This is a genomic window from Halorubrum gandharaense (assembly GCF_054654575.1).
The window spans coordinates 1,550,810-1,568,646 of record NZ_BAAIET010000001.1; the positions used below are offsets into that span (position 1 = coordinate 1,550,810).

The window sequence follows — 17,837 nt, forward strand, 5'->3', positions numbered from 1 at the left end:
GAGCGGACCGGTGGACCCACGGACGCCGGAACATAACCGGCAAGTACCTCCGTAAGGGACCTCCGTTCGATGCAGGGCCCGACCCCGGCGGCCGACCCGCAGTCGTTCGACCGCGTCCTCTCCTCGATGTGCACCGAGCCGCATCCTGCTGCCCGTGCGGCCGCCGAGCGCTTTCTCGCGACGAACCCCGGTGATCCGGGGACGTACCGAACCGTCGCGGAGCTGGAGGACCGTGCCGTCGAGCTGCTCGCATCGCTCGTGGACCATCCGAGTCCCGCGGACGCGGCCGGCTACGTGACCTCCGGGGGGACGGAGGCCAACCTCCAGGCAGTGCGTGCTGCCCGTGACCGACATGCTGCCGCTCACCGAAACGGCGGACCGGGCGTGAACGTCGTCGCCCCCGAGAGCGCCCACTTCTCGTTTCACAAGGCGGCCGACGTGCTCGGCGTGGCGCTTCGAACCGTGCCGCTCGACGAGGATCATCGGGCGGACATCGAGGCAATGTGGGCTGCCGTCGACGACGCGACGGCACTCGTGGTCGGCGTCGCGGGCACCACAGAGTACGGGCGGGTCGACCCGATCCCCGAGTTGGGACGGATCGCCTCATCCGTGAACGCCCTGCTCCACGTCGACGCGGCGTGGGGCGGGTTTCTGCTCCCGTTCACCGACCACGACTGGTCGTTCGCGGACGCGCCCGTCGACACGCTCACGGTCGATCCGCACAAGTTCGGGCAGGCACCCGTGCCGGCCGGCGGGCTGCTGGCGCGCGAGTCGGCGACGCTCGACGCGCTCGCGGTGGAAACGCCGTATCTGGAGACGCGCTCGCAGGCGACGCTGACGGGTACCCGAAGCGGAGCCGGCGTCGCCGGAACGGTGGCGGCGATGAAGGAGTTGTGGCCGGACGGCTATCGGGAGGCCGCCGAGCGAGCGGGGGAAAACGCGGAGTGGCTGGCCGCGGAGCTCTCTGCCCGCGGATACGACGTGGTCGAGCCGGAGCTGCCGCTGGTGGCAGCGGCGATGCCCAACGAGGAGTTCGATGCCCTCCGAAAGGCTGGCTGGCGGATCTCCCGAACCGGCGCCGGCGAGCTCCGCATCGTCTGCATGCCCCACGTCACGAGGGAGATGCTCCGAGCGTTGGTCGACGACCTCGACCGGATCCACACATAGCAGTCGCTAGCGGATTGGGCTGACAGGCGGCAACTGCGGGCGTCACACGTGGTTCCCGGGCAGCGCACCGCGCAACCGTCTCGGCCACGCCGGGGCAATGGTCAGGTCATGGCGGGGGTGGCTCCGTTATCGTACAAAAAATGTTCCCGGTCGCGGGGAGCGAACCAACATATTCACTACAGGGCGTCACCAATCGGCCTGTATGAGCACGGACGACGTCTCTCGGCGGACGTTCATGCGCGGCGCCGGCGCGGCGACGGCCGTCGGCGCCGCCGCTGGTGCGTCGGGGAGCGTAGCGGCGGACGAAGACGAGAACGGCGGCGACGAGGAGCCCGAGTGGCCGGGGCAGGTCGACGGCGCCAATCTCGGCACCTACGAGGACGCCCGCGGACAGGACGAAGTGACCGTCATGGTCGGTGCCGACGACGACGGACTGGCGTTCGACGCCACCAAAATCTGGATCGACCCCGGAACCACGGTCACGTTCGAGTGGACGGGCGACGGCGGCAGCCACAACGTCGAGCACGTCGACGGGCCGGCCGAGGACCTCCAGAGCGACACGACGGACGAGGAGGGATTCACCTACGAGTTCGAGTTCACCGAGGAGCACGAGGGGATCACGACGTACGTGTGTGCACCCCACGAGCAGGTGGACATGTTCGGCGGTATCGCCGTCGGCGACGAGGTGCCCACCGTCGAACCCGGTTCGGAGGCGGCCGGCGTCGTCTTCGTGCCGCAGGGCGCCCGCGCGCTCGGCATCGCGACGTTCATCGCGATGGTGAGCACGCTCGGGCTCGCGTTCGTCTTCATGAAATATGGAGGTACAATTACCTCCGACGAAGTATAGCGTCAGGCGCTAATACAGCCGCTCTTTCTTTCGTTCTCGATTCCCGAACCGGTGGGTATCGCAGTGTAGTCGTCGACGGCGACCGCAACGACGTTCCTCGGCGCCGCGGGCCGATCTCTCCTACAGGTGCTTCGGCCTCGGGGGTGGTCAGTGCGTGACGGACGATCCGTTCGAGGAGCTCGACGGTGCGAAGCCCGTCACCTCCGGCAAAGAGGATTCGGTTGCTGGAGAGGTCGACTCTGAGAACGCAGCAGAGTTCCGGGAGCTTACCAATCGTACATCTTCGAGTAGCCAATCCAAGAATCCCCATCCAGTCGATTATGACACCTACGATAGCGAAGGGGAGATACCTTGCATCGAGCCTCGGGTTCACGCGTTCGGCGCTCACTTGCTTTTTGCAGATACTGACGACACCTCCGATGACCATCCCGGCTCTCTCTCACCGTACGATGCGGTCGTCTCTCAGTACGAGCCATCGATAGCGGAGGATGTCGGGGAGTTCGTATTCGACGACGAGCTCTGGGAGATTGACCCAGAAAAAACACGATACTGGTCCGGTGGAATCGCTGCACCCGGCCGCCCATACGACACCTTCAACGAGTACCAAATTAGTGTCCGAGCACAAGACGGTCTCGGCGAACGGAAGGCGACGCTTCAACTCCGACCTTCTGTCCCTGACGCGCGTACTGAGGGCGGAGATCGGATTGATAGTATGCCAGAGGATTTGCCTTACGGACTCCGCGTTCAAGTAAGTTCGAGTAATCTCGATCCCGAAGAGGTCGTCCCGTTAATTAGACGGGTTGCAGAGGAGCTCGATATTCATCCCGACTACTTCAGTTCTAGTCGTGTTCACGACTACAGTTGTGTGTACCAGTTGGAGATGTACGTCCGCATCGCCCGCAGCAAGGCCGAGCACCACGTCGTCACTCGCGGAGGTATCCTCGACGAGCTTACACAGTTCGCACAGAACAATCGCGGTAGAGGAGAGTGTAAGTGGGACAACGAGGAGGTAATCGGTCACCGTACTGCGCTCACAATGAGTGAAGTGACCTGGCAGAAGCTGATGAGGAAGGATGTCGAAGTCGGGAAAACGGTGAAGAATTACCACCCGAAGTACGCGAGATCAGAATCGACAGATGAGGATCCGCTATCGGATCCGAAACTCGAAGTACAGTGGTCGAAAGAATATTCTGACCGTTCTTCAGTGCCTTGGGAGGATACCGATGAGTACGATGTCGACGATCTCCATCGAGAGCTCGACGAATCACTAATCAACGTCATTGATTGGGCTGGTCTCTCAACCCGTGCGGATCCGCGGGTGTACGTTGAAGACCACTACTTCGATGCCACCGAGTCGGAACGAGACCTAGATATAGTTGAAAATCGAATGGATAGCCTCAGAGAAGCGGAAGAGAAGCAAACGGTCGCCCATTTTGCACGGGGTGACGCAACCGAGGGTGAGCGTTCCGTCATTGCGGCATTAACTGATGGTGGCGAGCGAGCTGACGTTGAAGAGGTCGCTGAGATGTCCGACACCTCGCGATCGACGGTTTACCGTACTGCTCAGAGGTTCAGCGACATTGTCTCTATCTCGAACGCAAAGATGTCTTTTGAGGATTCTGTGATTCGAGACAAGTTTCAGGACCTCTTGTCCGTGTTCGAGGAGACTGCAGAGTGGGTGATCGGCGGTGTCCGGCAACTGGCATCCGACGAAAGTACCCTCCTTGACCAGGACTCAGCACTCGCCCGATGGGCTCGTCGGCACGGTGTGTCGGTTACGCAGAGCCCCGACGGCATGGTAGTCGATCTTGGCGGTCGTCCGCTTACCCGTCTCGAAGTCTTCAAACTGCTGCGTGCTGGTGTCGACGCCGCTGAAAGCACTGGGAAGATGGCCTATCAGCGATTCATTAGTGCCGAATTCTCGTGGGTAGATCCTGAGCAGGGTCGGAAGTCTCATCAAAAACCCATCAATAATCGTGGGGCCGTGCTCCGACCCTGATACCGACAGATTAGTGGCAACACTACTCTGACTCCTTCTTTTCACTATATTTTTATCGTTATTACTCCGCTGGTGATTTTTTAACACCTACCTCGCGTTAATGATTCTTCGAGGGTCCCCCTTGATTCTCATGCCGATCCCAGAGGGTGACACAGGCCCGCTTAGAGTGTAGCTAAGGCTACCCCCCTCCGGGGGAAATACATTCAGCTCAACACGGCAACCGCACCGCGCTCCAGGGTGGCGGATCGCGAAAATTTGGCCCCCTTGGAGGCCAGCGCGCCAAAATCTGGGTTGTAGATGGTTAGACACATTGTCTAATGTATTTGAAAACCTCTGTTAGAAGCCCTGAAACACCGGATTACAGATTCAAAGTCAGACAAAAAGTCTAAGTAGTTGTTAGACATTTAGTTCAGGTATGACGTGGGAAGCCCTAGCCGAAAACGAGACACTCGAAGCAAGCGCACCGGACGGCAGTCGACTTGTGAAATGTGACGATGGATCGGGAGTCGTCCTAGAGCGATACGAAGATCCCGACCGCGGCACCATCGACAAACGGAGAGAGTACGATCTCTATCGGAACGCGAAGCTCCATTTTGGCCTTTACCTCCTCACCGACGGGTTCGAGCGGCCTAACAAGAGCATGAACCGCTTTGTCCCCGTCAGTGTCGCCGCAGAGGGGAAGCCCGCTATCGCGGCCTGGTTGTTCTTACAGGGTGGATACGGACACGTGGGTAATCGTCAGGAACCAGCAGAGGCGTTAGGAGTGAGTGAGCACACCGTGTCGCGGTATCTTACTCGAATCCGAGAGGTGGTGGATGATTGGGAAATCGAGTAATCCCGGTCGTTATTGCTCAAAAGAGTGTCCACCTCGAAGATCTCCATCAACTCGGTGCGCCCATCTTTATGACATACATCCCTCACCTGCTGACCCCGGCGAGTGACCGAGTTTCCCGAGTAATCCGCCGAATGCGGAACCGCCGACTGAAAGTGAAAGCGAGTATCTCCACTAGAACGCTATCGTTGACGCTATCGGATTCGCTATCATCTCCGATATCAAGAACGCTATCGCCTACGCTATCGCCTGCGCTATCGGAATCGCTACCTCTAGCGGTATCAGAAACGCTACCGCTGGCGCTAGCGGCTTCTTGGGTCCTAGCGGCTCGATAAACTGGTGATATGGTATCACCCCCAGCCAACAGCAAAACGAATATCTTAGTGTCCGGTCGAATTCTTCCCTCTATACTATTGCCCCACATTAGGCATGTACGTCCGTCACCGTCAGTACCCTCCAAAAAGCGAATCAATCTGGAAATGAGCAAGAGGGCGTCGGCATAACTTGATTTGCACTGTCGAAACGTTTTGTGAAGAATCGGAGGGTACGCACCTGCAAATCGGAGTGTAGTTGCCACCTACTACTTCTTTAGGCGTTCTCCGTAAACGCCTGTAGTATGCAACCGCTTTCGCTTCGCCTTGAAGAGGATTTCGCGGAGGAGTTGCGCCAGGAAGCCGAAGATTGCGGTATGCCACTGAGCGTCTACCTCCGCCAGATCCTCCGAGACCGCGACCCCGACACGCTCAACCCCGCCGTCGAGGACGCGCTCGGCGAGCTGCGCGAGCGCATCGACGCGGTCGAGGAGCGTCTCGACGAGGTGGACGGCCCCGGCGCCGAAAGCGACGGTGTGGAGACCTCCGTCAGTGAGCCCGACGCCGAGGGCGACGACGTGGAGGACGACGAGGCACCGCGAGAGACGCCCGAGGTTCCCGTAGACGAGGAGGCGCCCGCCACGGGCGGCCAATCAGGGGGTACACCGAGCGTGCCGTCTGAGCCGCTTGCGGAGACGCTAACGGGTGAGAGTGTCGACCTCAACGACGTGCTCCCCGGTGGTGGTGAACGTCTCGAAGCGCAACGTGATGCGCTGGAGGCGACGTTATCCGTGCTCGTCGCCAGTGGCACCGCGGACGCCGAGGCACTCCGTGAGCGCGTTTTCCCTGACCACCCTGCGGGATATCGCAGCGCCGAGCGGTGGTGGATCGACTCCATCCGGCCGGCGCTCACTGAGATCGCGTCTTCGACCGACGCACTCGACGCGCCCGACGAAACCGGTGGCCGCTGGTCCGTGCATCCGACGGTCACGCTGAGTGACCCCCAGGTATCGAGCGCGAAAGATGTCTCTAGCCGCTGATTTGGAACTGAGAAAATGAGTGTCGAAACTCCGAGTGACGAGACGAAAATCCCGTCTCCGTCGGAGCCAGTCCTAGTCGGAGGGCAGAATTGTGCTTGCTTCCACGTCGTTTCGCGAGACGCCGACGGCGAGCTCGAACCCGAATGTGGGTGCCTCTCCGTGGGCAGGCACAGTGAGTGGCGCGTCGTGACCGATCCGCGCCTCCTCCCGCTCAGATTAGAGCCGTGCTCGCACTGTTACGGTAAGCGCAATGGTGGTGACCGCACCGAGTATAGAACGTGCGGACTCTGCGGTGAGGAGATCGAGGATCCTCTTCCCGACCACCTTCCCGAGTGCCCTGAGCGCTAGCGCACGCGCCACATCCGCCAGGACGACTCGTCGACGGGCCAGCGGCGCTCGACGGCGGGCACGAATCGCAGGAGTGCGAGTGGGCCGAAGATCACCGCCCATCCAACCGCCACAATGGTGAGGATGCCGGCGCTCGCCACGATGAGTGCGACGCACCATGTCACCAGAGCGGTCACTTGATCGACGGGCTCCGACGTGAATCCCATCGATTTGGGAAGCGAGTCGGCGATGAAGGCGAGCGTCGTCGCGATCCAGGGCGGTAGCACGTCACCGGCGGAGACGCCGCCGATCGCGCTCCGGAAGTTCCGCCACGCGCCGGCGAGTTGACGTGGCAGCCACGTCAGCGCTGCGCGGATCCGGGTCATCGGCGACCCCTCCGTTCGTCGTCGCGTGCGTCATCGACGCGATCACGGGCGCCACGGACGCCGTCTCGCGCCCGCTGTGAGACTTTGGCCCTACCAACCCCGCTCTGCCGCTGTTTGATCAGGTCGCCCACGTACGGCAGACCGTAGCGCCCCCCGAGCAGGACGAACGCGATGGCGGCGCCGATGATCAGCCCGCCCGGATTGAAGAGCGAGACGAGGACGGCAGCGGCGGCGAGACTCCACACGATCGCGTCGGTGCTCATCGAGCGATCACCTCCGTAAACGGTGAGGCGAGAACCTCGCGGACGGACGAGGTGTAGCTCGCGAGTTCATGCTCGGCTGACTCGCGGACCGTCGGCTCCGCGACGAACTCGACTTCGGCGTCAGTGTTGAAGACGATGCGGACTGCCTCGCCGTCTCGAATTTCGGTGAAGAACACGTCTCGATTGCTCTGGCGCGTAAGTGGGTGTGTGCCGTCGTCCGCATCGGTCGTGTAGGTCGCCTGCCATTCGTCAACGGGCTCGCCGGTCTCCGGGTCGACGAGGTCAATGGTGATTTGGTTGCCACGCTCGCCGTCGAGCGCGTAGTGACGCTGCGCGAGGTGTTCGTCGGTCCAAACGTCAACGCGATCGCGGATTGTCTCGACGCCGCGCTCGGCGTCAGCCGTCCATGCGAGTGACTTCACCCGCACCTGGCTCGGTGCGAGTTGCAAAGAGGTCTCGGCGGGCACGACGACGGTCACCTCAGTGTACGGGTCGGAGCTCCCCTCGTCATCCCAGTGACGTTCCGCGTTCCACTCGGCGACCACGTCCTCGTCGAGCGCGCGGACTTCGCCGAGCGTCGCCGGGTCGACGATCTCACTGGCGAGGTGCACAGTCACCTCCGTTGGGTACGTGTTCGTATTGGTGACTTCGAGCCGGACGAACACCTCGTCTTGCTCGACGGCGACGGCCGTCGCGCTCTTCCCGACGGTAACCTTCTCGCCGTTGAGCGCGTCGAGAACGAGGGCGGAGTCCTCCTCAAACTCGGTGTAGGTCACCGTGAGTTCGGGGTCGTCGGTCGCCCCGACGGAAGGTGGTGAGACGGCGAGCGCAACGGCGGTGGCGGCGACCGCGGTCGCGAATGCGATGCGATACAGCTGGTGGTTTCGGTGTGTTAGTCTGAGCATCGGTGGGGTGTGTGCATCGGCTAGTTAGTCATCACATTGTGCTACCATTGGAAGGGGCGTTACGCGGCTGCCCCCGCCGGCGCGGCCGTCATATCCGCCGGCCCGACCACTTCGCCGGGTGTCGCCTCATCGAGCAGTGGCGAGTACATGTCGATCAGGAGTGTTGAGGTGACGAACGGAATGTCGAACGGCGAGCTCACCGCGATGCTGTGTTGTGCGCGGTCGATCCAACCCGGGTCGCGGTTGACCTCGATGTTCGTCGTCCCGTCGGCGTCGGTGTAGGTGTCGATCACCTGATGGCGAGCACCGTCATCGTCTTCGCGGGTCTCCCACTCGCCGGCCACGGTGTCACCGTCAGCCGTGATCGGCGCGTCGGGGTGCCAGACCAGCGAGTCCTCGCCGAACTGCGCGCGAACGCGCACGGAGACGTGACGGTCCACCGAGCGCTGGTTCTCGCCAGAGACGACGCTCACGTCGAGCTCGTCAACGCGGAGTTGCTCGGCGCGAATGTCGATCTGGGAGGGTGACTCGCCGCCCGGCGTCTGTGCGATGACCTCGGCCGTGTCGCCGTCGATGTCGATGCTCGCGGATTCGAGGCCGTCGCCCGCGAGCGCCTTGTCGCCCCCGATGCCGTCCGTGATGCGGACGGTCGGCGGGTTACTCGACGTGGAGTCACGCGCACTCAAGCGGAACGTCTCCGTGAACTCGCCGCCGATGTCGTTGCTGTACGTCGTGCGGACGGTGTGCGTGCCCTCAGCGTCAGCCGACCAGCGGAAGCGGTCGCCCTCCTGTGAGATGTCGAGTTCGTCGCCATCGGGGCCGAACACCTGCACGTCCTCGGTCGTCGCGAACGCGTCGTCGTCAGATCGTACTTGGACGCCAACCGTCTCACCGACGCCCGGGCGAAGCGTGCCCACGTCGATGGCGTCAATGTCGGGGATGTCACCCTCGTACTGCGGGTTGGTGGCCGTGCCGGAGCCACTCCCGAGTGCGCCGCCTTCGGAGACGGCATTGACGCTCACGTCCGCGACGGCGCGATCCTCGGGGATGTCGTAGCCGTCGAGCGCCACCGCGTCACCGCTTTCGAGCAGGCCGCCGCTCTCGACCGTCCAGTAGTCCTCGCTGACGACCTCCGAGGTGCCGTCCTCGAAGTGGAGGACCACGGACGTTGCCTCCTCGTCAAGTGGCGACCCGAACGGCATCTCACCGGTGAGAAGTCCGTCGTTGTCGATGTCGAAGTTGGGCGTGCCGCTGTCCATCCCCTCCTCGATCTCCGCGAGTGCCTGCTGCATCGCGTCGAGGTCCTCTTCGAGTTGGGCTTCCGTTGCGTTGCCGGCATCATGGATGTCGTCAGATTCGAGGAGGTCCTCGACGCGCTCTTCGAGGTCCGCGTTCGACTCCATGATGTCTTCGAGGTTCTCGTGTCGCTCTTCGAGCTCGTCTATCGGCACGTCGGTGTCGCGGAACATCTGTTCCAATTCCGACGTAGACTCGTTGAGCAGTTCGTCAAGACGGTCCTGAATACGGTCCTCGTACTCCTCCATCCCTGTGAACGGGTCGGTGTCAACCTTCTGGAGTGTGACCTCCACGTCTTCGCCCCCTTGGAGGTCCCGCGTGTCGACGCGTTCCGGCGCTGACGGCAGGTAGATCGCGCCGTCGTACGCGTCGCCAACCTCGCGAATGTCGTCGATGGTGAGGTCGGTTGGGTCGTCAATGTCGTCGATGAGATCTACATCCGGCCCCTTGTACGCCTGAATGGCGACTTGGCCGTCCGGGAGGTCGAGGTCTTCGGCGACGCCCGACTCGTTGGTCGTCGCGCGCTGCGTGTCGAAGATGCCCGACTCGATCCGGTCTTGGACGTTCTGTGCGCGGTCGGTGAGTTGGTCGGCGTCGTCACGGAGTTCCTGTTCGATCAGGGAAGCTGCTTGTGAGGGGTCACCGACCGAGTGGTACGTCGCTTTCTCGGGTTGACCTTCAGGGTAGATCCGGTAGAAGCCCTCCGGGACCTCGGTGGTGGCCGCGTAGTGCGTCTTGCTGCCGAGGTTGGTCAGCGCCGTGATTTCGACGAACTCGCTCGTCTCGATGGTCCGCGTGTCGATGGTGTCCTCGGCGGCCACCTGCTCGATGACGATTTCGCGCTCCTCGGGGACGCTCGTCGCACCGTCGACCGAGGCGTCAATGTCGTCTTCAGTCCACGAGCCACCGTCCATATCCCACATCGAGACGACGAGTGGCTCGCCCGCCTCATGGACCGGATCGGGGTTGTCGAGGTTCGGCGCCGTGTCAATGCCGGGGACGCCGGCGCCAAGCCGGCCCTCCATCTCCCAGTCGTCCGCTTGATGGACGAGTGCGACCTCGCCGTCGAGGTCATCCATGTCGCGGAGCTCGTCGAGTGGGTTGAGATCCTCGTCGAACGCGTCGGGGATTGGGTCCGAAGCCTCGTCGAGGAGCGCCTCGGCTTCCTGTTCGGCTTCCTCTGCCGAGAGTTCGAGTTGGTCGGCGATCTCGTCCCCGTCAGCACGGTAGGCTTCTACTGTGGCGTCCTCGATTGGGTCGCCGTTTTGGTCAGTGACACGGGGGGTTGTGCCGTCGCCGCCACCAACACCACCCTGTCCGGTTCCGTCGTGATGACCGAGTGTTTGTAGTGCGACGCGAGACCCTTCGCTTTGGCTACTATCGTCTGGTACAAACGTCGGCGAGGAGACCACGCTGTCCGAGGGTTCGGTGAACGCCCACTCCTCCTCGCCCGTCGCCGCATCTATCGCATACACTGTATCGTCGTAGGACCCGACGTACACCGTTCCGTCCGCGACCGTCGGCGAGGAGCGCACGCTGCCCGAAGGTTCGGTGAACGCCCACTCCTCCTCGCCCGTCGCCTCATCTATCGCATACACTGTATCGTCGTCGGACCCGGCGTACACCGTTCCGTCCGCGACCGTCGGCGCGGAGCGCACGTTGTCCGAGGGTTCGGTGAACGCCCACTCCTCCTCGCCCGTCGCCGCATCTATCGCATACACTGTACCGTCGAGGGACCCGACGTACACCGTTCCGTCCGTGACCGTCGGCGCGGAGCGCACGGTGCTCGAAGGTTCGGTGAACGCCCACTCCTCCTCGCCCGTCGCCTCATCTATCGCATACACTGTATCGTCGTGGGACCCGACGTACACCGTTCCGTCCACGACCGTCGGCGAGGAGCGCACGTTGTCCGAGGGTTCGGTGAACGCCCACTCCTCCTCGCCCGTCGCCTCATCTATCGCATACACTGTACCGTCGAGGGACCCGACGTACACCGTTCCGTCCGCGACCGTCGGCGAGGAGACCACCCTGTCCGAGGGTTCGGTGAACGCCCACTCCTCCTCGCCCGTCGCCGCATCTATCGCATACAATGTATCGTCGTAGGACCCGACGTACACCGTTCCGTCCGCGACCGTCGGCGAGGAGCGCACGCTGTCCGAGGGTTCGGTGAACGCCCACTCCTCCTCGCCCGTCGCCGCATCTATCGCATACACTGTATCGTCGTCGGACCCGACGTACACCGTTCCGTCCGCGACCGTCGGCGAGGAGCGCACGGTGCCCGAAGTTTCGGTGAACGCCCACTCCTCCTCGCCCGTCGCCGCATCTATCGCATACACTGTATCGTCGTCGGACCCGACGTACACCGTGCCGCCAGATTGAGTCGCCGTGTCCGTGTTGAGCGAGAGCGAATCGACCGTTTCCTCATCGAGATGATATTCAGCGTCCGTATCCGCTGAAACAGCTCCACCTTGATCCTCCCCCATCGGCTGCGTCCCGACGAGCGCCACACCCGAGGCGATCATGGACGTGACCATGAGCACGGAGAACGCCACAGAGAACACCTCCTCGCGAGCGGGCGTCTCCACGCCTCGCACACCCTCTACAACTGCGTCACGCTCGAACAGGCCGACGTACCCGACGCCAACCCCAGCGAGCACGCCGAGCGCCACACCCACGGGCGCAACGACAAACCCGCCGGTCACGCCGTGCGCGACGATCTCCGCGACGCCGAGCGTGTTGTTCGCGACGACTGCGACGCCGATCACGCCCGACACGCCGAGCGCGAGGGCTTCGCCGCCGTCCATCGCCTTCGCGAGTGCGGTCACCCCCACAACCAACGCGAGTTGCGTGGCGACGAGGCCCGGGAGCCCGGCGACACCCATCGCGGCGTCGACGAGCGGGTTGAGCTCGGGGAGGCCCAACGAAACGGCCGCCGTCGTGGAGGCGGCGTCGAGCGCGGCGAGCGCGACGACCGCGAGCCACAGGCCGGCGGCGCGCTCCGAGATGCCGAGTGAGCGCGAGATGTGGTTGAGCGAGCGAGCGATGCGACTGGTCAGGGTGTGTGCGACTTTACGTAACATTGGGTCAGTCCTGGTAGAGTTCGACGTGATCGGCGGCGGCGAGATCGGCGAGGATGTCGGCCAAGATCTCGCGATCGGCTTCACCGTCGATCTTCATTTCGTGGGCGGTCCCCTTCGCACTCGAAATACGGGAACCGTGGACGCCGAGACCGCCGAGGAGCGCGCCGACGAGTTCCTCGAACTCGCTGGTCGTCAGCTGCGGGAGTGGTCCGCCCTCCGATCTGCTGTTGCACTGCGGGCAGAGCCCCTCCTTCTCGTCCTCGCGGTGTCGGATGATTAGCCTCTTCCCATCCGCGACGACCGGGGAGTGCTCCAATGCCCCGCGGCGGAGTGTGACCGGGTCGTTATACACTCCGAGGCAGGTCGGGCACATTGGGTCGACCTTCGGTTCGCGAAGCAGGACAGCGTACGCGATTGCGTTTGCGAGCTCTTCGTCAGTGTCGGTGCGGTGCCGTCGGTCGCTGGTGATGCGACTAGAGGCGCCGCTGGTGGATGATTTTGACATTTGAATGTCGTATACTGCGTATTATGGGACCTGTCCTCGTCGGATTCGTCGCACGATTGCCTTCATAATCTCAACGTCACTGGTGTCACCGGCGTGTTTCCAGCTTTTGGCGATGTGGCGGGCGTCGTCGAGGTCGCTCTCGTCGAGGAACGTCGAAGGGCGTTCGCGGATCCGCTGCCGGATCATGTCGAGGTAGGCATCAACCGTCGCAAGGAACTCGTCGGCAGGACGGTCGCGGTAGACGACGGACGTTGTCTCACCGCCGGTGATGTACCCCGTCTCTTCGTTGAGTCGGGCTTTCCGGCCGCGCTCGGTCCCGTCTCCGGGTGGAACATAGAACGTGGGCTCAGTGAGCTCAACCGCCCTGTTCTGGTGGTGCATAGCGTCGGCACGCCCGTCGATGCACTCGTCGTCGACGAGCCACGCCACGAGCTCGGCCAGCTGACCGCCGTTGTACGGCTTTTCTTGTAGCGTCGTCGCGCACAGTGCATCGGCATCCGCACGGAGTATGGAGTGCGCTAGGTGTTTGATTGGACTGTTCGGGTCCTCGCGAGCGTCGCTCGCACCGGAGGATTGCTGCTTGTCGTCGGCGGTCTCCCCGAAGTGATTATCGCGTCGGAACGGCGAAGACCGAGTGCTGCGGCTCTTGGACATGGTTGTTGCAGTCTGAGTGTATCGACCTGCCTCAGCGGCCGTTGCGCGATCGGGCTCCGAAGCACCGGAACTGGTACTCCGAGTACCCCGGCGACCCCACGAAGGGGCGCCGCGAGGCTACGGTAGGTAAGATCTGCCGAGGGGTTAAAAAACCCGTGGGCGGCAACCGCCGTGTTACTCCTTTAAGTCCGCAATTCGGTGGAGTTTGCTCGCGAGCCGGCGAGCCTCCTCCGATGTGAGTTTTGCGGTGGTTCCGGTGTAGAGGTCGCGGTCGCGGTCCGTCGCCTCGATGGCGAGGCAGATCCCACCGACGTTGCTCCACAGATCGACTTGTAGATCGGGGATGTCGTCAGTGTCCGATTCGAGGACGGCGCCGGCGTGCGGCGTCCGCACCTCGCCGCGGATTTCCGACGCCTCGATGGGCTCGTCGTGGTCGGTGGTCGGTTCGGCGGCCTCTCCGTCCGCTCCCTCGACGCTCATCGGTCGTCCCCTCGTGAGCGGGCGCGGTTCGCGAGCGTCACTGCGGCGTTTCGGTCGCCGTCGAGGATGGAGATCGGGCAGTCGCCCTCGCAGACGAAGCGACCCGACCCCGTTCGGTGCCCTCGGTCCCCGCACCAGCCGCAGATTTTCGATGAGAGGACACCGTCGACGAGGATGGTGCGGATGCCCTCCTGATAGCATCGCTCGACGATCCGGTCGCGCATCATCGGCAGCAGCCACTTGTTTGCCTCGGCGCGGTCGTCGTCGCGGAACTCGACGACCGTCGCCGGCTCACCGAATGAGACGCGCTCCACCGCGACGAGGAGCTCGCCCTCGAACTCCCGAAGGTAGTCGAGGAGGCGGTCGACGACTCGTTCAACATGGTTGGAGAGGACGGCCGCGTAGCGGTTTGCGAGCTCGGCGTCGGCGCTGGCGTCCCGACTCGGCGTCCGCTCCACGAACTCCGAGAGGAGATCGCGGGCGACACCACCGGGGACGGTTAGCGCCTGGGCAGCGTAGGGGTCGCAATGCTCGGGGGCGGCGACGACCGAGTTGCGGACGCCGAGGTCAACACCGATGACGGTATCGGGGTCGGCGTGCGTCGCCGGCGCCGGTAGTTGGCTGCGCGTGTTCACGTTGAGCGCACGATCTGCGCTCATTGAGGCGGCCTCCGCTCAGCGGCGATGCGTAGCCGCTCACGCGACTCGAACTCTTTGCCGAACGCGTTGTAGACGGTTTCGGAGCCCGTCGGCGTCGAACGTGCGTGCGCGGTCACTCGGACCCCGGTGAGGGGGTGCTGTTCTTGCTCCGTCGGCGTCCCGTGGCGGGACGCTTTTGCCGTGTCGTCGTGTCGTGTGGTTGCGGTCATGGTTGGCCGCACGGCGGCTGGGACCTCACTCCCGGCCGTCTTACTTTGACGACCAGCCGTGCGTGTCACTCACTCTATATTGTGAGTGCATAAAACTTACCCTATATTGTGCGCATAACATGGCATAAGCACTAAGAGGAGTGAGTCGGTGGGGTAAATATGGGCGACGTGACTACTACGCCTATGGGCGACCAGCGTGCACTCTTGACAGACACTGAGCGGAGGATCCTCACTGGCGAGAAAGACGTTAAGGATAACTATCGTTACTCTGTGGAGAGTCGGGTGAGAGCCCGCCTTGACGATGTACTCCGCGAGGATCTCGAAGTCCTCGCGGAGCATCACCCCAAGATGTACGAGACGGTCGTCGAGACCGTCTGTGATGAAGACCACGGATGACGGTTGTTCGGTGGCTTGGCTATCCCAAGAGATCGCTTAGCCCATCGTCCTCATAGACAGACTCAACCCAATTTTGCAAGGATTCGGGACTGCGTGATTGGATCCAGACCTCGCCGTCCCCTGATAAGCGCGCAAACCGATCTTCACCACCGAGTAACGAGGTTTTCAAACCACCCGGAGAGAACATCTCAACATCGAGTGATGGATCGTAGGCAGCAATGTGTCCGAGTGCAATTTCCTCGGTGTCATCAATAGTATCCCGCAGCAGCCCACCGTAACCACCAATTATCGCCGTCCCGGTCCCGCTCACCTCCAGCACGGTGAACATGTCGTCACCAAATACGAGCTTCTTTTTGTCTTTTTCCTGAATATCTGCCCCCACACTGAGCCCCTCGCCCGCAGCGATGAATGACTCAGACACCACATAGATGCTTTCTTCGTGGAGATTGAGAGATTGGAGCTCGCCGGGTAGCGCCGGTGAAAGTAGAAGCCATCCCTCGGAGTCGGCTTGAAACGTGTTTGTGAGTCCGTGGTCGCCCCCGAGTGCCTGACGTTTGACTGCTGACGTGATGCCACCGCTAGTCCCCGTCTCGACTGTGATGCTCGGTTTCTTGGCGGCGAGCACTCCACGTCTCGCAGTGATTGATTCTCCCTCATCCATCTGGATCCTCGCAGTACCTCGGCCTGAATCGAGCTCGTAATCCATGTGAACCGTCTTCCGAGTTATCACATAACCCGGAAATAGATTCCCCCGCAGAGGGTGAAACACCCCGATTATTGTTGTCGGGTAGGCCTTCTTTATGCAGATTTGTCTAAACATCCTACTATGCGACTGGAAGCGACTGGCGCCGAAGATCAGTATAAAGTGTGGATGACCGACTCAGAGCTCGAAGAGCTCCGACGCTCAGCGACTAGCCACCGGGACGATCTCATTATCCAGCTAGGTGGCTACGCTGGCCTTCGCTCTTTTGAGATTTTGCAGGTGACCCCGGGCGACGTGAAGCGCACGGAAGATGGTGAGCACTATCGCTTGCGGATCCCGGAGGGTAAGGATACCAGCGGAAGCGGGGGGAAGCCACGTGACGCCTACCTCCCACACCACGTCGAGCGTGACCTCCACCGATATGTTAGCTCGGAGAACATCTCTGAGAGAGAGCGGGTTATCGACCTCACCGAGCGTGCGGTCCGCGCTGCCGTGAAGCGCACAGCGGAGCGCGCCGCTGACGAGACCGGTGACGGCGACTTCCGCCACGTCTCCTCACACGATCTTCGGCGGAGGTTCGCGCAACGGCTCCTCGTTGACGAACAGATGAATCCACGTGTGGTCATGCAGGTCGGTGGGTGGGGATCCTTCCAGGCGATAGAGCCCTACTTGAACGCCCCCACGCCGGAGGTCGTAAACGACGCCTTCGAGGAAGCGGACCTGAGATAAGTGGAAGTGCCGATCCTGCCGCCCCCACCGCGACGGACACTATCATGTCGACGGAGGCACTGAATTGCACTACGTTGATTACGAGGTCGTTATCCTCGCCTCGACGACCGAGCCTCGCGAACCTTCCCCTCGTAACGGACGCGATCTGGACATTCCGGGCAGGCACGAACGCCGTCGGCATCCGGCGGTGACAGAACCCGAACATAGTCTTTCGACACGAACGAACCGCAGTTGGAGCATGTTGGCATACCTCGTGAGACACGCGAACACTCCTAAACCGAACCGGGTGGCAATCTTCTGGCGTGTTCTCTGGTGTCATCACAATGTGCTGCCACACGCCGACGCCGGCGCTGAGGTTGCCACCCCGTGGCGTTTTTGAAAACCGCGACGGCGACGGGACATGGCACACACCCCAAGCGCGCCGACCGAACCCGTGGCATATCTTTCGACGCGCGAGGGAGCCACGAAAATGCACCATCCCAAGTGTCCGCACCGCAGCGCCGAATGGGCAAGCTCCAGCGCTCCCGCGCTCGACCATGCCGGTTTTAATTGGGCGGATTGTTGTCAAGCGCTCGCCGCTTCCGACGACAAATACCGTTACAACGGTTGACGGCGCCGATCTTGCCCATCACGTAGTGCTTTCCCGCCAGGCGAGCGCCAGACAGAGTTGGTGCGGACGGCGCCGGCGCCTTCGGCTGTGGGGGCGGTCCCACTCCCCTCATTCCGAGTGATGACGTTGGCGTTATCGAATGCGCTATCGCTGGCGTTATCGAATGCGCTATCGCTGGCGTTATCGAATACGCTATCGCTGGCGTTATCGAATGCGCTATCGCTGGCGTTATCGAATGCGCTATCGCTGGCGTTATCGGATTCGCTATCGCTGACGTTATCGGGGGCGCTATCGCTGACGTTATCGGATTCGCTATCGCTGACGTTATCGGGGGCGCTATCGCTGACGTTATCGGGGGCGCTATCGCTGACGTTATCGGGGGCGCTATCGCTGACGTTATCGATAGCGCTATCGGTCGAAAACTTGACCTATACGAACG

Annotated in this window: 17 protein-coding genes; 7 read left to right on the forward strand and 10 right to left on the reverse strand. The window is 62.3% G+C overall.

Annotation, left to right across the window (positions count from 1 at the left end):
• Window positions 1–69: 69 nt before the first annotated feature.
• From mfnA to ACYQ07_RS07430, 5 genes are all read left to right on the forward strand, one after another.
• Window positions 70–1,167, forward strand: coding sequence for a tyrosine decarboxylase MfnA (gene mfnA / locus ACYQ07_RS07410; protein WP_459879329.1), 1,098 nt, complete (start codon window positions 70–72; stop codon window positions 1,165–1,167).
• Window positions 1,168–1,369: 202 nt separating this feature from the next.
• A complete protein-coding gene (locus tag ACYQ07_RS07415) occupies window positions 1,370–2,014 on the forward strand; it encodes a halocyanin domain-containing protein (protein ID WP_459879331.1) in 645 nt (214 codons plus the stop codon).
• A 154-nt stretch (window positions 2,015–2,168) separates the two neighbouring features.
• Window positions 2,169–4,013 carry a DUF7845 domain-containing protein gene (locus tag ACYQ07_RS07420; RefSeq protein WP_459879333.1) on the forward strand — a complete coding sequence of 615 codons (1,845 nt, stop codon included), beginning with the start codon at window positions 2,169–2,171 and terminating at the stop codon, window positions 4,011–4,013.
• A 415-nt stretch (window positions 4,014–4,428) separates the two neighbouring features.
• Entirely contained in the window at window positions 4,429–4,848 is a 420-nt protein-coding gene (locus tag ACYQ07_RS07425) for a hypothetical protein (protein WP_459879335.1), read from the forward strand.
• A 613-nt stretch (window positions 4,849–5,461) separates the two neighbouring features.
• Window positions 5,462–6,196, forward strand: a complete 735-nt coding sequence (locus ACYQ07_RS07430) for a hypothetical protein (RefSeq protein WP_459879337.1) — start codon at window positions 5,462–5,464, stop codon at window positions 6,194–6,196.
• A 344-nt stretch (window positions 6,197–6,540) separates the two neighbouring features.
• Here the strand turns inward: ACYQ07_RS07430 and ACYQ07_RS07435 are convergent, their stop codons facing one another.
• The 8 genes from ACYQ07_RS07435 to ACYQ07_RS07470 all read right to left on the reverse strand — a co-directional run bounded on the left by ACYQ07_RS07435 (window position 6,541) and on the right by ACYQ07_RS07470 (window position 14,751).
• A complete protein-coding gene (locus ACYQ07_RS07435) occupies window positions 6,541–6,909 on the reverse strand; it encodes a hypothetical protein (protein ID WP_459879339.1) in 369 nt (122 codons plus the stop codon).
• Window positions 6,906–7,172 (reverse strand): hypothetical protein, encoded by a 267-nt coding sequence (locus ACYQ07_RS07440; protein WP_459879341.1) that lies wholly within the window; start codon window positions 7,170–7,172, stop codon window positions 6,906–6,908. The genes ACYQ07_RS07435 and ACYQ07_RS07440 overlap by 4 nt, the downstream gene beginning before the upstream one ends.
• Window positions 7,169–8,077, reverse strand: a complete 909-nt coding sequence (locus ACYQ07_RS07445) for a hypothetical protein (protein WP_459879343.1) — start codon at window positions 8,075–8,077, stop codon at window positions 7,169–7,171. The genes ACYQ07_RS07440 and ACYQ07_RS07445 overlap by 4 nt, the downstream gene beginning before the upstream one ends.
• A gap of 59 nt (window positions 8,078–8,136) precedes the next feature.
• Window positions 8,137–12,453, reverse strand: a complete 4,317-nt coding sequence (locus ACYQ07_RS07450) for a PQQ-binding-like beta-propeller repeat protein (RefSeq protein WP_459879345.1) — start codon at window positions 12,451–12,453, stop codon at window positions 8,137–8,139.
• A gap of 4 nt (window positions 12,454–12,457) precedes the next feature.
• Window positions 12,458–12,958 (reverse strand): RING finger protein, encoded by a 501-nt coding sequence (locus ACYQ07_RS07455; protein WP_459879347.1) that lies wholly within the window; start codon window positions 12,956–12,958, stop codon window positions 12,458–12,460.
• Between the two features lie 21 nt (window positions 12,959–12,979).
• Complete coding sequence (locus ACYQ07_RS07460; protein WP_459879349.1) at window positions 12,980–13,387, reverse strand: hypothetical protein; 408 nt, start codon at window positions 13,385–13,387, stop codon at window positions 12,980–12,982.
• A gap of 399 nt (window positions 13,388–13,786) precedes the next feature.
• On the reverse strand, window positions 13,787–14,092 hold the full coding sequence (locus ACYQ07_RS07465) for a hypothetical protein (protein ID WP_459879351.1): 306 nt from the start codon (window positions 14,090–14,092) through the stop codon (window positions 13,787–13,789).
• A complete protein-coding gene (locus ACYQ07_RS07470; RefSeq protein ID WP_459879353.1) occupies window positions 14,089–14,751 on the reverse strand; it encodes a zinc ribbon domain-containing protein in 663 nt (220 codons plus the stop codon). The genes ACYQ07_RS07465 and ACYQ07_RS07470 overlap by 4 nt, the downstream gene beginning before the upstream one ends.
• Before the next feature lie 368 nt (window positions 14,752–15,119).
• Here ACYQ07_RS07470 and ACYQ07_RS07475 point away from each other — a divergent pair, with 368 nt between their 5' ends.
• Window positions 15,120–15,356 carry a hypothetical protein gene (locus ACYQ07_RS07475; RefSeq protein ID WP_459879355.1) on the forward strand — a complete coding sequence of 79 codons (237 nt, stop codon included), beginning with the start codon at window positions 15,120–15,122 and terminating at the stop codon, window positions 15,354–15,356.
• A gap of 19 nt (window positions 15,357–15,375) precedes the next feature.
• On the opposite strand, the gene ACYQ07_RS07480 is transcribed toward ACYQ07_RS07475, so the two are convergent.
• Window positions 15,376–16,062 carry a TIGR00266 family protein gene (locus ACYQ07_RS07480; RefSeq protein ID WP_459879357.1) on the reverse strand — a complete coding sequence of 229 codons (687 nt, stop codon included), beginning with the start codon at window positions 16,060–16,062 and terminating at the stop codon, window positions 15,376–15,378.
• A gap of 120 nt (window positions 16,063–16,182) precedes the next feature.
• On the opposite strand from ACYQ07_RS07480, the gene ACYQ07_RS07485 reads away from it, so the two are divergent.
• Window positions 16,183–16,788 (forward strand): site-specific integrase, encoded by a 606-nt coding sequence (locus ACYQ07_RS07485; RefSeq protein ID WP_459879359.1) that lies wholly within the window; start codon window positions 16,183–16,185, stop codon window positions 16,786–16,788.
• Between the two features lie 89 nt (window positions 16,789–16,877).
• Here ACYQ07_RS07485 and ACYQ07_RS07490 read toward each other — a convergent pair whose 3' ends face one another.
• Complete coding sequence (locus ACYQ07_RS07490) at window positions 16,878–17,036, reverse strand: DUF7563 family protein (RefSeq protein ID WP_459879361.1); 159 nt, start codon at window positions 17,034–17,036, stop codon at window positions 16,878–16,880.
• Window positions 17,037–17,837 lie beyond the last annotated feature (801 nt).

Excerpts from the sequence above, each read along its gene's own strand:
- ACYQ07_RS07490 (WP_459879361.1), bottom strand. The coding sequence starts at position 17,036 with ATGCCAACATGCTCCAACTGCGGTTCGTTCGTGTCGAAAGACTATGTT.
- ACYQ07_RS07455 (WP_459879347.1), bottom strand. The coding sequence starts at position 12,958 with ATGTCAAAATCATCCACCAGCGGCGCCTCTAGTCGCATCACCAGCGAC.
- mfnA (WP_459879329.1), top strand. The coding sequence starts at position 70 with ATGCAGGGCCCGACCCCGGCGGCCGACCCGCAGTCGTTCGACCGCGTC.
- ACYQ07_RS07485 (WP_459879359.1), top strand. The coding sequence starts at position 16,183 with ATGCGACTGGAAGCGACTGGCGCCGAAGATCAGTATAAAGTGTGGATG.
- ACYQ07_RS07480 (WP_459879357.1), bottom strand. The coding sequence starts at position 16,062 with ATGGATTACGAGCTCGATTCAGGCCGAGGTACTGCGAGGATCCAGATG.
- ACYQ07_RS07475 (WP_459879355.1), top strand. The coding sequence starts at position 15,120 with ATGGGCGACGTGACTACTACGCCTATGGGCGACCAGCGTGCACTCTTG.
- ACYQ07_RS07445 (WP_459879343.1), bottom strand. The coding sequence starts at position 8,077 with ATGCTCAGACTAACACACCGAAACCACCAGCTGTATCGCATCGCATTC.
- ACYQ07_RS07415 (WP_459879331.1), top strand. The coding sequence starts at position 1,370 with ATGAGCACGGACGACGTCTCTCGGCGGACGTTCATGCGCGGCGCCGGC.
- ACYQ07_RS07470 (WP_459879353.1), bottom strand. The coding sequence starts at position 14,751 with ATGAGCGCAGATCGTGCGCTCAACGTGAACACGCGCAGCCAACTACCG.
- ACYQ07_RS07435 (WP_459879339.1), bottom strand. The coding sequence starts at position 6,909 with ATGACCCGGATCCGCGCAGCGCTGACGTGGCTGCCACGTCAACTCGCC.
- ACYQ07_RS07465 (WP_459879351.1), bottom strand. The coding sequence starts at position 14,092 with ATGAGCGTCGAGGGAGCGGACGGAGAGGCCGCCGAACCGACCACCGAC.
- ACYQ07_RS07440 (WP_459879341.1), bottom strand. The coding sequence starts at position 7,172 with ATGAGCACCGACGCGATCGTGTGGAGTCTCGCCGCCGCTGCCGTCCTC.
- ACYQ07_RS07450 (WP_459879345.1), bottom strand. The coding sequence starts at position 12,453 with ATGTTACGTAAAGTCGCACACACCCTGACCAGTCGCATCGCTCGCTCG.
- ACYQ07_RS07430 (WP_459879337.1), top strand. The coding sequence starts at position 5,462 with ATGCAACCGCTTTCGCTTCGCCTTGAAGAGGATTTCGCGGAGGAGTTG.
- ACYQ07_RS07425 (WP_459879335.1), top strand. The coding sequence starts at position 4,429 with ATGACGTGGGAAGCCCTAGCCGAAAACGAGACACTCGAAGCAAGCGCA.